We start from the raw sequence: 12,795 nt of genomic DNA, 5'->3' as shown, positions 1-12,795 counted from the left end.
CCTCTTAATGCTCTTGCTTGGTCACAACCCAATTAAAAATGTGACGCTAAGTATTGGGCTACCTGTTCAGTAGCAATCGTTTCCTGCTCACCCGTTGCCATGTTTTTGACTTGGCAAACACCCTCCGCTACTTCGTTTTCACCCAAAATAAGCGTAAAGCGAGCTCCGGAGCGATCGGCTTTTTTCATTTGGTTTTTGAAATTACCACCACCACAATGACGCAACACAGTCAAACCGGCGTATTCATTGCGAAGACGCTCAGCTAAAACTGAAGACGCCAATTCGGCTTGTTCGCCGAGACTGACTACGAATATATCTACTTTGTCTGCAGCCTGCTCAGGGACCAGATTTAAGGTTTCTAGCAGTAATACCAAGCGCTCGATCCCCATAGCAAAACCGACAGCAGGAGTCGCTTTACCACCTAACTGCTCTACGAGGCCATCATAACGCCCGCCAGCACAGACCGTTGCCTGGGCACCAAGATGAGTGGTCACCCACTCAAACACAGTTTTGCCGTAGTAATCCAAACCGCGCACCAGCTTACGGTTAATAACAAATGGCACACCATTCGCAGTCAACAATGCCTGCAAGCGCTCAAAGTGTTCGCGGGATTCTTCGTCAATGTAATCTTCGAGTGACGGAGCACCGGCTAACACGGCTTGGGTACGCTCATCTTTGGAATCCAGTATGCGCAGCGGGTTTGTGGTTAAACGGCGCTGACTGTCCTCATCGAGCTGATCTTGGTAGTCACTTAAGTAAGTCACTAAAGCTTGCTTGTAGGCTTCCCGAGCCGCTGCCACACCGATGGTATTCAGCTGCAATTCCACATGCTCCAACAAACCGAGTTTCTGCCATAGACGCGCCGATAGAATAATCAGTTCAGCATCGATATCAGGAGTAGACATACCGAATGTTTCCACCCCGATCTGGTGGAACTGACGGTAACGGCCTTTCTGCGGGCGCTCATAACGGAACATGGGGCCCACATACCAAAGACGCTGGGTTTGGTTGAAAAGCAAACCCGCTTGGTCAGCTGCACGCACGCAGCTTGCCGTGCCTTCTGGGCGTAAGGTTAAAGACTCACCGTTACGATCGTCGAAGGTATACATTTCTTTTTCAACGATATCCGTGGTTTCACCCACACCACGCTTAAACAGCTCAGTGTGCTCAACAATAGGAAAGCGGATTTGCTGGTAGCCGTAGCTCTTTACCACGTCAGCTACGGTGGCTTCTAAATATTGCCAAATTGCCGTTTGGCCTGGGAGAATATCGTTCATCCCGCGGATTGCTTGTAATTTACGACTCACTTGATATAGCCCTTAAGCTTTTGCTATCAGATTCGCTTGCTCTTGCTCTTTTGCAGCAGCCTTCTCACGAATCATGCGTTCTAATTCCTCTACCAGCTCATCGTTTTTCAACTTGCTGGCAGGTTTGCCATCCAAATACACCAAATTATTCGGCGTGCCACCGGTAAGCCCTAAATCAACTTCTTTGGCTTCACCTGGACCGTTAACGATACAGCCGATAACAGCCACATCCATCGACACACGTACATCATCTAGGCGTTGCTCTAGCTCATTCATCGTTTTAATCACGTCAAAATTCTGACGAGAGCAGCTTGGGCAGGCGATGAAGTTAATACCACGACTACGTAGTTTCAAACTACGCAACATATCCCAACCCACTTTGATTTCTTGCACCGGATCCGCCGCCAGAGACACCCGAATGGTGTCACCAATACCGTCCATCAAGAGCAGACCAAGACCAATAGAAGATTTAACGGTACCTGAACGCAAACCACCGGCTTCGGTAATGCCTAGATGCAGTGGATTGTCTATTTGTGAGGCGATTTTGCGATAGGCTTCCACAGTCATAAAAATGTCTGAAGCCTTCAGGCTTAATTTAAATTCCTGGAAATCCAGCTCATCAAAATATTCGATCTGACGAAATGCGGACTCAACTAAGGCATCCGGTGTTGGCTCACCGTACTTTTTCTGTAAATCTTTTTCCAATGACCCCGCATTAACACCGATACGAATTGGGATGTTTTTATCACGGGCACAATCAACAACGGCACGGACTCGATCTTTGTTACCGATGTTACCGGGGTTAATGCGCAAACAATCCACGCCATACTCGGCCACTTTTAACGCGATTTTATAGTCGAAGTGGATATCAGCAACGAGCGGTACTTCGACCTGCTGGCGAATATGTTTAAACGCCTCTGCCGCATCCATCGACGGAATCGAAACTCGCACAATGTCCGCGCCCGCGTCTGCAATAGCACGAATTTGCGCCACGGTGGCATCTACATCACAGGTTTCTGTGTTGGTCATGCTTTGCACGCTAATCGGCGCACCGCCACCTACTGGAACATTGCCCACCATTATCTGCCGCGAATGGCGGCGCTTGATTGGAGATTCAAAATGCATATTGGTCTCTTATTTCAATTCGAAACGGGCTAAATCTTTACGGATAAAACGACTGTAATCAAACTCTTCACCTTTGTACTTAAGACTTGATACCCCTGGCACATAGCCCAGCACAACACGGTAAGGTGCAACACCAGATAAGGTCAAAGAGCTGCCGGATGATTTCACGCCAGAAAACAGGATACGGCCACTGCTATCGCGAATCTCTGTCCAACAATCTGCCGAAAAGCGAATTTCGATATCATCAGTATAAGCTGGCTCAACGATAGCTGGTTGTTCCGGCTCTGGCTCTGGAATTGCTGTCGCCTGCACCACCTGCTCGGTGTTTACACCCGCATCCTCTAGCAAAGCGCGAGTCTCGGCAGATAAACCAGTAACCACTTCTTCTTCAGGTAAATCCAACTCGGGCATAGTCAGCTCAGGGAGCTCAGCTAACGTAGGGCTGGTGTCTGAGTCAATGGGCTCTGGTTCATTGGTCACCACGGATAACTCAGGCACAGTCGATTGAGATTCTGACTTAGCGGTGCTTTGCTGCTCGAACTCTGGCCACCAGAAGGCGACAAAGATAATAATCGCCACTACTACAGCGGTAATAAACATGACCATAGGGTCACCGTATTGGGCTTGCTTGCGCACCTGATCAACCGGCTTCACGGTTGGCTCTACCGCCGCTTGCTGATCGTCAAAAGCCGCTAAAATCTCTTTAGTATCGAGATTCAATAGGCGACAGTAAGATTTCAAATAACCCCGAGCAAAAGTTGACGAACGGAAACGCTCAAATTGGTTCGCTTCTAGAGCGGATACTTGCGAGGTTGGGAGTTTTAACTCTGCGGCAACATGCTGTAAATCAAACGCCATTTCCAAGCGTTTTGACTGTAATAAATGACCAATATCTATACTTGGAGCCGAGTCAATGACGGGCTGATCAAGTTCTTGTTCAGTGTTCATGGCGATACCTTGATGGTAGTGGGCATACAGATGGCCACGGCCTTCCACCAAAAAGGTCTAAACTGCGCCGATGTAGTGGCAACAATTGACTGGAAGAAGCACCTAAAATAAGCAAAAGCTCGGAGCCCACGGTAAAAATAACAGGCCAACTCTGTTGTTAGTCGGTATTAAATCAAGATTGTACGCTGCCTTCAAACCTCTTACACATAAAAGCCTAATTTCTTTTCAATTAGACGATCATTTGCCACAAAATGGAGGGGAACACCCAATAACCGGAGCCATTCCCCCACAATTTGTATACTAATTATCGGTGACCTGTTTCAGTTCAATGTACTTATCAGAGCGTCTGGTACGATCAAGGAAATCCCCGACCAACTGACCACAGGCCGCATCGATATCATCACCACGAGTCGTACGAACCGTTACCGTGTAACCGGCATCAGCCAAGATCTTCTGGAAGCGACGGGTCTGGTTATTAGAGGGTTTCTCGTAGCCAGAATTTGGGAACGGATTGAATGGGATTAAATTAATCTTACATTCTAGGTTTTCTAACAACTTCGCCAACTCATGGGCGTGATGCTCTTGGTCATTCACACCGGCAATGACGGTATATTCAATGGTAATATGACGCTTATCCGGCAGGTTATCCAAGTAGTGCTGGCAGGCCGCTAGCAACTCTTCAATAGGGTACTTTTTATTGATCGGCACTAACTCATTGCGCAGTTGGTTGTTAGGGGCATGCAAAGAAATAGCCAAAGAAACATCGGTTCGCTTTACAAGATCATAAATACGCGGCACTACACCAGAAGTACTTAACGTCACGCGACGCTTAGATAAGCCATAGGCATTGTCATGCATCATTAGGGTCATGGCGTCGACGACAGGCTCAAAGTTCATCAGGGGCTCACCCATCCCCATCATCACTACGTTGGTCACACGACGGGGGCCATTGTGATCCATCGGACCAAATGACTTAATCGCAATCCATACCTGGCCGATAATTTCAGCCGCAGTGAGATTACGGTTAAAGCCCTGCTTACCGGTGGAACAAAAGCTACAATCTAGAGAACAACCCACTTGCGAAGAAACGCAAAGTGTCGCCCGTTCGCCGTCTGGAATCAGCACCGCCTCAACACAGTTGTTACCGCCGCCTGCGGTGCGAATGACCCACTTACGTGTACCATCATTAGAAATATTCTGTGACACAATTTCTGGCGCCCGAATTTCACAAATATCTTCTAATTTCGCCCGTAACTTCTTACTGACGTCGGTCATTTCCTCAAAACTTTCGGCACCTTTTTGGTGAATCCATTTCATCACCTGAGTAGCACGGAATTTCTTTTCACCGATAGACTCAAAGAATTCGATCAGTTTGTCTGGGGATAGGCCTAGTAAGTTTACTTTCTGTGTGTCGGTCATAGCTCAAATCACTGCGGTTAGTGCATATAGTGTAGACAAAAAAGCTTCTGAAAAGAGAGTGCTTTTCAGAAGCCTCTAAAAAATAAGCGGGCAATCTATGGAGATAGGCCCGCTTATTTTCCAACCAGTTAAACTGATTGCAATCAGATCAATTACTTACCGAAGAAGTAGTTGATTTCGCGCTCAGCAGAAGCGGCAGAGTCAGAACCGTGAACAGCGTTCGCGTCGATAGACTCAGCGTAGTCAGCACGCAAAGTACCAGCAGCAGCTTCTTTAGGGTTAGTGGCACCCATTAGCTCACGGTGACGAGCAACTGCGTTTTCACCTTCAAGAACAGATACAACAACTGGACCAGAAGTCATGAAAGCAACCAAATCTTTGTAGAATGGACGCTCTTTGTGCTCAGCGTAGAAGCCACCAGCTAGCTCGTCGTCTAGTTGGATCATTTTCGCTTCAACGATTTTCAGACCAGCACGCTCGAAACGAGAGTAGATTTCACCGATAACGTTTTTAGCAACAGCGTCTGGTTTGATGATAGATAGAGTGCGTTCTAGCGCCATGTTAATCTCCAAGTTATATTTTGTGGGTAGGTTTCTCACACTACCCCAACGAAAAAGTTTGCGTGCGGATTATACGCATGTCTGTATGAAAATCACATGACTTTCACTGAAAATTAGACGGCTCTTAGTTGCGTCACTGCATTCCCTATGGTCTTTACCGCAAAATCCACTTCTTCTTCCGTCGTAAAACGACCCACGGATAATCGCAGTGAGGCATGGGCCAGCTCATTACTTAAACCTATGGCTTTCAATACGTAAGACGGTTCAACACTAGCCGAAGTACAAGCCGAGCCGGAAGAAACGGCAATATCAGTCAAGGACATCAGCAGCACTTCTCCGTCAACACCATCAAACCCGACGTTAATTACGCCAGCCACCCGCTGTTCACTGGCACCGTTTAGATGAACACCGCCAAGCTCTTGCAGCCCCGTCCAGAGGCGCTCACGCAGTCCACGGATACGCTGAGCATCTGCTTCCATATGTTCTTTCGCTAGGGCAAAGGCCTCCCCCATCCCCACGATCTGGTGAGTGGCTAAGGTCCCCGACCGCATCCCCCGCTCGTGGCCACCACCGTGTATTTGTGCTTCTAAGTTCACTTTTGGAGAACGTCGCACATAGAGCGCACCAATCCCCTTCGGACCGTAGGTTTTATGAGCCGTCAAAGACATTAGGTCGATATTCATACCATTAACATCAATCGCCACCTTACCGGTGGTTTGTGCGCCATCCACGTGTAAGTAAATACCGCGACGGCGGGTTTCTGCACCAATAGCAGCAATGTCTGTTAATACCCCTAGCTCGTTGTTGCCATGCATTAGGGACACTAGAATGGTGTCCTCTCGCAAAGCGGCAATGACCATGTCGACGGTAATTTCACCTAACCCATTGGGTGTTAAATAGGTCACCTCAAAGCCTTGTTTTTCTAACTGACGGCAAGGGTCTAGTACCGCTTTGTGCTCAATCAATGAGGTGATGATATGGCGACCTTTCTTCTGGTTCGCTAGGGCAACCCCTTTGATGGCTAAGTTATTGGCCTCCGTCGCACCAGATGTCCAGACAATTTCCCGTGCGTCCGCACCAATCAGCTCGGCCACCTGCAAACGAGCCTCTTCCACCGCTTCTTCTGCCCGCCAACCGTATAGATGGGAGCGGGAGGCAGGATTACCAAAATTGCCATCTTGGGTGAGGCAAGCCATCATTTTTTCCGCTACACGCGGATCAACTGGCGTGGTGGCAGAATTGTCTAAATATACCGGCGTCTGCATGACACTCCCCTTGTTTAGAAATGGATTACTGGCTAACCGACTGAGCAAGCCCTTGAATACGGCCGACAATAGCACGTAAACCGTTACCACGAGTCGGGCTCAAGTGACGCTCAAGATCCAAGTCACTGAAGTACTGATCAATATCGAAACCGAGAATCTGAGCAGGTGTTTTCTGATCATAGGCAGCCAGCACTACACCGAGCAGCCCCCGCACGATCACAGCGTCACTATCGACACTAAAGGACAATAGCTCCCCTTCAGTATGTGGCTGAATCCACACATTGCTCTGGCAGCCTTTTACAAGACGCTCAGGTGTACGCCACGCTTCCTCGAACTGCGGCAACGATTTCCCCAGATCGATGATGTATTTGTACTTTTCCTCCCAGTCATCAAAGAAGGAAATATCATCGATGATCTCTTCTGGCGTCGGTAGTGACATGTGGGCCTCTCTGTAGTTTGAACAAAAGAAAAACGGCCCTGCTTAGGCCGTTTGTCATTATAAGGACTTTAGTAAGCGATTTCTAAATCAGAAAAACAAACCCGCTTCCAATTGGGCTTCTTCGCTCATCATCTCTCTCGACCAAGGCGGATCAAACACCAACTCAACGTGAACAGCGGCAACATTTGGCACCTTAGCAACTCGATATTTCACGTCACTCACTAATACCGGCCCCATGCCGCAACCTGGTGCAGTCAGTGTCATATCAATCGTGACCCGCTTCTCGGTCTGATTGACATCCACTTTATAAATCAGCCCTAGTGATACTAGACTGATCGGAATTTCCGGGTCATACACACTATCGAGTGCTTGCCAAACCTGCTGTTCATTAATCTGACCAGAACCGTCATCGGTGAAATTTAGTACTTCTGCTTCTTGGCCGATAGCATCCGCATCGGTGCCGTCAATGCGCAACATGTTGCCCTGAAACGTCACCGTATAATTTCCGCCTAGGGCTTGATTGATAGTGATAAATTGCCCGGCAGGAATGACTGTTGGGTCACCACTTGGTACCCGGCGTGCAGGACAATCACGCTGGGTTACGACCATTTTTTGCATGTTAATTCACACTAAAACTTTCGCCACAGCCACACTCAGCTACGACGTTAGGGTTGTTAAATTTGACGACTTGATTCACGCCTTCGCGCACTAGATCAATTTCCGTACCGCGCAAAAGATTTAAAGATTCATCATCAATCGCGAGCTTGATGCCATCGCAATTTAGTACCACATCACCAGGCTCGGGAGCACTGACAATATCCAACACATAAGCATAACCGGTACAGCCGCTTTCTTTGGTGCTTAGACGCACCATATCAGCCTCTGCCGTCAATTTACCAGCAAAGAAACGATTGGCAGATTTAGTCAGGGTAATGGGCTGATTCGGGTCAAAAGTCTCTGTCATTTTGTACTACTCCTAAGCGAGCATCATTTGCACTTTACGCAACGCTTTAAAAAAGGCTTCTACCTCTTCCAAGGTGTTATACACCGCGAAAGACATACGCGCTGTGCCCGGCACGCCAAAGCGATTCATTAACGGTTGAGCACAGTGATCACCAGTGCGGATGGCGATACCTTGACGATCTAGCAAAAAGCCAATATCGGCAGGATGCCCTTCACTCATTACGAAACTAAATGCACCTACCTTGTGGCGAGCTTGACCAATCATACGCAGCCCCTCCACCTCTTGGGCAAGCTCCGTAGCCCGGGCAATCAACGCCTGCTCGTGGGCCGCAGCACCGACCAAATCCAACTCACTGAACCAGCGAATAGCTTCGCCTAGGGCGATAGCATCCCCCACATTCGGAGTACCCGCTTCTAGGCGATAAGGCAACACATTCCAAGTGGCATCTTGCAAGGTCACAGTAGCAATCATCTCGCCGCCGGTTTGCCATACGGGCCATTCGGAGAGCAATTCTTCACGCCCCCACAGAATGCCAATCCCCATCGGGCCGTAAATTTTGTGGCCAGAGAAGGCGTAGAAATCACAGCCGACTTCTTGCACATCGACACCACCGTGGGCAATACCTTGGGCACCATCGACCAGCACCCACGCCCCCACTGCTTTCGCCATGGCAGTGAGCTCTTTAATCGGATTCAAAGTACCTAGGGCGTTAGATACGTGGGGAAACGCTACAAACTTGGTATTACTGTTAAGCAGCGACTGATATACCTCTAGGTCGAGCTCACCCTGTTCGGTCACCGGCACCGTATGAAAGGTTGCACCAGAAGCCTTACAGGCTTGCTGCCAAGTGACGATATTGGCGTGATGCTCCATCCCGGTAGCGATCACTTCATCGCCAGGCTTAAGCAATTTGCCTAAGCCATTGGCCACGATATTAATACCTTCAGTGGTGCCTTTGGTCCAAATCACTTCCTCACGCTTGGGAGCGTTAATAAAGTGCTTAACTATATCACGAGCCGCTTCAAACTTACGGGTCGCTTCGTCCGCAAGACGGTGGGCACCGCGGTGCACATTGGAGTTGCACTCAGTGTAATAGGCAACTAGCGCATCAATAACACACTGGGGCTTTTGGGTCGTCGCAGCGTTATCTAAATAAATCAGCGGATTACCATCGATTTCCCGTTTCAAGATCGGGAACTGTTCGCGGACTAAAGCAACATCAAAGCTCATTCTGTTCTCGCTTACTTAACTTCCATTTGAGCAAAACGCTCGCGGATAATCGGGCGCACCCACTCAGCCAAGGTAGGGTTAGGCATTTGGTCAATCAATTCATTGATAAAGCCAAAGTTCAGCATCACTTGCGCTTGGCCTTTAGTCAGACCGCGACTGCGTAAGTAATACAGAGCCTTTTTGTCGATCTCGGCAACCGTCGCGCCATGCGCACAACGCACGTCATCGGCGTAAATTTCTAACTCAGGCTTAGTGTTGATTTCAGCCTTATCCGACATCAGCAAGTTACGGTTATTGAGCTCTGCCAGTGTCTTTTGCGCATCACGATGAATGTGAATCCGACCATTAAAGACTGCTCGGCTACGATCCGCCGCTATACCTCGGACGTTCTCCTCTGTCGTACAGTTTGGAACCTCGTGCTCCACATTTGCATGCAGGTCAAATAGCTCCTGCCCATCTAATAAGTAGATGGCGTTGAGCTTGGCATCCGCCTTTTCACCACGATGGATAATATCCGTGTCCAGACGCTGCAAGTCGCTACCAAAACCGATAATGGTGCTATTTAATTGCGCCCGTTCTAACAGACAGAAATGGGAGCCGCCGATGGAAACTTGATTACCGGACTGTAACGCAAAACGGTAGTGCTCAAGGGTAGCATCAGCACCAATACGAAACTCGGTGTAGGCGGTGGTCAACGAGCCAGACTGACTTTCTGCATGCTCATATACGGTAACTTTAGCGTTTTGTGCCACATCAACCAGCACTCGAATGTGACCTTCTGCTCCTTCACTCATCAGATTACTGATACGCAAAGGCTGCTCAATCACCGCTCCAGCAGCTACTCGTACAACGGCAACATCCGCCGCCAACACATCATTCACTAAACCGAAGATATGACGCTCAGGCTTAATGGTGCCGAAGAGGCTGGACTCTTGCATTTCAATGACAAGTCCGTCGGGCAATTCTTCCGGCAGAGACACCAATACACCATCAACGAATACCAATTCCAAAAACTGGAGATCCGCGATAGAGACAGGTTCTAGCTCAGGAGATAATTCTTTTATCTGAGCCGAGCTGCGCTCTACTGCACGTAGCGGGGTATAACGCCATGCCTCGGTTTTACGATTCGGCCATTTGATCTCTTGCAGTAATGCCAAAGAGGCGGCACGCTGATCAGAAAAACCATCCTGAACCTGCTGCCCCCGAGCGATGGCACCTTGTAACCATTCACTCATGGATTAGTCCTCTAGTTCGTCTTCACGTGGCTCAGTTTGTAGCCAAGCATAGCCTTGCTCTTCCAACTCTTTCGCCAAAGAAGCATCACCGCTTTTCACAATTTTGCCATCTGCCAATACGTGTACAAAGTCGGGCTTGATGTAGTCCAGCAGACGCTGATAGTGAGTCACAACAATAAAGCTGCGCTCTGGGCTACGCTGACTGTTAACACCTTCAGCAACCACTTGCATGGCGTCGATATCCAAACCAGAATCCGTTTCGTCAAGAATGCAAACTTTTGGCTGGAGCAAAATCATTTGCATGATTTCGTTACGTTTTTTCTCACCACCAGAAAAGCCTTCATTGACGCCACGCTTCAAGAAGGAAACAGGCAGGTTCACTTGCTTGCAGGCTTCCTTCGCCAGCTTCAAGAACTCGGCAGAAGTAAGCGCCTCTTGACCACGAGCTTCGCGCTGGGCGTCAACGGAGGCTTTCAAAAATTCTAGGTTGCTTACCCCAGGGATCTCCACTGGGTATTGGAAAGCTAGGAACAAGCCAGCTCGGGCGCGTTCTTCAACATCCATTTCTAGCAGGTCTTCCCCATCTAGGGTGACGCTACCACTGTTCACTTCATAACCATCGCGGCCAGATAGCACGTAGCCTGTGGTACTTTTACCGGCACCATTTGGGCCCATAATGGCGTGCACTTCACCAGGCTTAATCTCTAAGTTAAGGCCTTTTAGGATGTTCTTTTCTTCTACACTGGCATGTAGGTCTTTGATAGACAGTAATACGTTGCTGTTAGACATGTTTATCGGGTTCCTTAACTTAACCGACTGAGCCTTCAAGGCTAATTTCAAGAAGTTTGCCTGCTTCGACCGCGAACTCCATCGGAAGCTCTTTGAATACTTCTTTACAGAAGCCATTAACGATCATGGAAACAGCTTTTTCGGCATCTAGACCACGTTGCTGACACAGGAACAACTGATCGTCACTTACTTTAGAGGTGGTCGCTTCATGCTCGACAATGGCCGATGGATTGCGACTCTCTACATACGGGAAAGTGTGGGCGCCACACTGATCACCGATCAAGAGCGAATCACATTGGGTGAAGTTACGGGCACCATCAGCACCTGGATTCATGCGCACAAGGCCGCGGTAGGCATTGTTACTCTTACCCGCAGAGATACCTTTGGAAATAATTGTCGAGCGCGTGTTTTTACCGATGTGAATCATCTTAGTACCAGTATCCGCCTGCTGACGGCCACGAGTCAGCGCCACTGAGTAAAACTCGCCTACACTGTTATCACCTTTAAGCACACAGCTCGGGTACTTCCAGGTTACCGATGAGCCAGTTTCCACTTGGGTCCAAGAAATCTTGGCATTGGTGTGACACACGCCACGTTTAGTAACGAAGTTGTAGATACCACCTTTGCCGTCTTCATCACCTGGATACCAGTTCTGAACTGTTGAGTATTTAATTTCAGCGTCATCTAGGGCGACCAATTCAACAACGGCAGCGTGTAACTGGTTTTCGTCACGTTGAGGTGCAGTACAACCTTCGAGGTAGCTGACATAGGAACCTTCGTCAGCGATGATCAAAGTACGCTCAAACTGACCGGTATTTTGCTCATTAATACGGAAATAGGTAGAAAGCTCCATCGGGCAACGGGTGCCTTTGGGGATATAGACAAAGGAGCCATCAGTAAATACTGCACAGTTGAGAGCAGCGTAATAGTTGTCTTTTGTTGGTACGACGCTACCCAAATACTTTTTCACCAATTCTGGGTGCTTGTGTACTGCTTCAGAGATCGGGCAAAAGATAACCCCTGCTTCTTCTAGTTTTTCACGGAAGGTAGTGACTACCGACACAGAATCGAATACTGCATCTACCGCAATACCAGCAAGCATCTGTTGCTCTACCAGAGGAATACCTAGCTTTTCGTAGGTACGCAGCAGTTCTGGATCAACCTCGTCCAATGACTTTGGTTTGTCCTTCATACTCTTAGGTGCAGAGTAATAAGAAATGCTTTGAAAATCGATCTTGGGGTAACTTACGTGAGCCCAACTTGGCTCTTCCATCTCTAACCACACACGGTAGGCTTTAAGACGCCATTCTAGCATCCACTCAGGCTCACCCTTTACCTCTGAGATACGGCGTATCACATCCTCGTTCAACCCTGCTTCGAAGGTTTCGGACTCGATCGCGGAGACAAACCCTGCTTCGTACTCGCGCGCTAACGCCTTATCAATCTGCTCGGTCATATCAAACTCGCTCAATAACTAGAAAAGATACACTTTTCCAAATTAGATAGTTCGTGGC

General features: G+C 48.5%; 13 protein-coding genes. All 13 read right to left on the bottom strand.

The genetic code is table 11. From position 1 onward, the window contains the following. Nucleotides 1-32: 32 nt before the first annotated feature. The 13 genes from hisS to sufB all read right to left on the bottom strand — a co-directional run bounded on the left by hisS (nucleotide 33) and on the right by sufB (nucleotide 12,737). Complete coding sequence (gene hisS / locus FJM67_RS04225) at nucleotides 33-1,307, bottom strand: histidine--tRNA ligase (RefSeq protein ID WP_140587426.1); 1,275 nt, start codon at nucleotides 1,305-1,307, stop codon at nucleotides 33-35. Nucleotides 1,308-1,319: 12 nt separating this feature from the next. Continuing rightward, on the bottom strand, nucleotides 1,320-2,432 hold the full coding sequence (gene ispG / locus FJM67_RS04220; protein WP_140587425.1) for a flavodoxin-dependent (E)-4-hydroxy-3-methylbut-2-enyl-diphosphate synthase: 1,113 nt from the start codon (nucleotides 2,430-2,432) through the stop codon (nucleotides 1,320-1,322). A gap of 9 nt (nucleotides 2,433-2,441) precedes the next feature. Next, nucleotides 2,442-3,380, bottom strand: a complete 939-nt coding sequence (locus FJM67_RS04215) for a RodZ domain-containing protein (RefSeq protein WP_140587424.1) — start codon at nucleotides 3,378-3,380, stop codon at nucleotides 2,442-2,444. 300 nt (nucleotides 3,381-3,680) lie between these two features. Then, nucleotides 3,681-4,799 (bottom strand): 23S rRNA (adenine(2503)-C(2))-methyltransferase RlmN, encoded by a 1,119-nt coding sequence (gene rlmN / locus FJM67_RS04210; RefSeq protein ID WP_140587423.1) that lies wholly within the window; start codon nucleotides 4,797-4,799, stop codon nucleotides 3,681-3,683. Between the two features lie 152 nt (nucleotides 4,800-4,951). Continuing rightward, the gene (gene ndk / locus FJM67_RS04205; RefSeq protein WP_140587422.1) at nucleotides 4,952-5,359 is read right to left on the bottom strand and encodes a nucleoside-diphosphate kinase; all 408 of its coding nucleotides are present in this window, start codon (nucleotides 5,357-5,359) and stop codon (nucleotides 4,952-4,954) included. A 113-nt stretch (nucleotides 5,360-5,472) separates the two neighbouring features. Then, nucleotides 5,473-6,624, bottom strand: a complete 1,152-nt coding sequence (locus tag FJM67_RS04200) for an IscS subfamily cysteine desulfurase (RefSeq protein ID WP_140587421.1) — start codon at nucleotides 6,622-6,624, stop codon at nucleotides 5,473-5,475. A 25-nt stretch (nucleotides 6,625-6,649) separates the two neighbouring features. Next, nucleotides 6,650-7,063: a SufE family protein gene (locus tag FJM67_RS04195; RefSeq protein WP_140587420.1), complete on the bottom strand. Its 414-nt coding sequence runs from the start codon at nucleotides 7,061-7,063 to the stop codon at nucleotides 6,650-6,652. 87 nt (nucleotides 7,064-7,150) lie between these two features. Continuing rightward, nucleotides 7,151-7,681: a putative Fe-S cluster assembly protein SufT gene (gene sufT, locus FJM67_RS04190; protein WP_140587419.1), complete on the bottom strand. Its 531-nt coding sequence runs from the start codon at nucleotides 7,679-7,681 to the stop codon at nucleotides 7,151-7,153. A 1-nt stretch (nucleotide 7,682) separates the two neighbouring features. Continuing rightward, nucleotides 7,683-8,027, bottom strand: coding sequence for a HesB/IscA family protein (locus FJM67_RS04185; RefSeq protein WP_140587418.1), 345 nt, complete (start codon nucleotides 8,025-8,027; stop codon nucleotides 7,683-7,685). 12 nt (nucleotides 8,028-8,039) lie between these two features. Further along, nucleotides 8,040-9,257 (bottom strand): aminotransferase class V-fold PLP-dependent enzyme, encoded by a 1,218-nt coding sequence (locus FJM67_RS04180; RefSeq protein WP_140587417.1) that lies wholly within the window; start codon nucleotides 9,255-9,257, stop codon nucleotides 8,040-8,042. 11 nt (nucleotides 9,258-9,268) lie between these two features. Beyond that, the gene (sufD, locus tag FJM67_RS04175; protein ID WP_140587416.1) at nucleotides 9,269-10,492 is read right to left on the bottom strand and encodes a Fe-S cluster assembly protein SufD; all 1,224 of its coding nucleotides are present in this window, start codon (nucleotides 10,490-10,492) and stop codon (nucleotides 9,269-9,271) included. A 3-nt stretch (nucleotides 10,493-10,495) separates the two neighbouring features. Next, entirely contained in the window at nucleotides 10,496-11,281 is a 786-nt protein-coding gene (gene sufC / locus FJM67_RS04170; RefSeq protein ID WP_140587415.1) for a Fe-S cluster assembly ATPase SufC, read from the bottom strand. A 19-nt stretch (nucleotides 11,282-11,300) separates the two neighbouring features. Then, nucleotides 11,301-12,737, bottom strand: a complete 1,437-nt coding sequence (gene sufB / locus FJM67_RS04165) for a Fe-S cluster assembly protein SufB (RefSeq protein ID WP_140587414.1) — start codon at nucleotides 12,735-12,737, stop codon at nucleotides 11,301-11,303. Nucleotides 12,738-12,795: the final 58 nt, after the last annotated feature.

The organism is Maribrevibacterium harenarium (genome assembly GCF_006385675.1).
GTDB classification, from domain to species: Bacteria; Pseudomonadota; Gammaproteobacteria; order Pseudomonadales; family Marinomonadaceae; genus Marinomonas; species Marinomonas harenarium.
Note: the sequence above shows the minus strand (reverse complement) of the source record. Positions and strands in the feature narration are given on the sequence as shown.

Excerpts from the sequence above, each read along its gene's own strand:
- FJM67_RS04215 (WP_140587424.1), bottom strand. The coding sequence starts at position 3,380 with ATGAACACTGAACAAGAACTTGATCAGCCCGTCATTGACTCGGCTCCA.
- sufB (WP_140587414.1), bottom strand. The coding sequence starts at position 12,737 with ATGACCGAGCAGATTGATAAGGCGTTAGCGCGCGAGTACGAAGCAGGG.
- FJM67_RS04200 (WP_140587421.1), bottom strand. The coding sequence starts at position 6,624 with ATGCAGACGCCGGTATATTTAGACAATTCTGCCACCACGCCAGTTGAT.
- ispG (WP_140587425.1), bottom strand. The coding sequence starts at position 2,432 with ATGCATTTTGAATCTCCAATCAAGCGCCGCCATTCGCGGCAGATAATG.
- rlmN (WP_140587423.1), bottom strand. The coding sequence starts at position 4,799 with ATGACCGACACACAGAAAGTAAACTTACTAGGCCTATCCCCAGACAAA.
- FJM67_RS04180 (WP_140587417.1), bottom strand. The coding sequence starts at position 9,257 with ATGAGCTTTGATGTTGCTTTAGTCCGCGAACAGTTCCCGATCTTGAAA.
- ndk (WP_140587422.1), bottom strand. The coding sequence starts at position 5,359 with ATGGCGCTAGAACGCACTCTATCTATCATCAAACCAGACGCTGTTGCT.
- sufD (WP_140587416.1), bottom strand. The coding sequence starts at position 10,492 with ATGAGTGAATGGTTACAAGGTGCCATCGCTCGGGGGCAGCAGGTTCAG.
- sufC (WP_140587415.1), bottom strand. The coding sequence starts at position 11,281 with ATGTCTAACAGCAACGTATTACTGTCTATCAAAGACCTACATGCCAGT.
- sufT (WP_140587419.1), bottom strand. The coding sequence starts at position 7,681 with ATGCAAAAAATGGTCGTAACCCAGCGTGATTGTCCTGCACGCCGGGTA.
- FJM67_RS04195 (WP_140587420.1), bottom strand. The coding sequence starts at position 7,063 with ATGTCACTACCGACGCCAGAAGAGATCATCGATGATATTTCCTTCTTT.
- FJM67_RS04185 (WP_140587418.1), bottom strand. The coding sequence starts at position 8,027 with ATGACAGAGACTTTTGACCCGAATCAGCCCATTACCCTGACTAAATCT.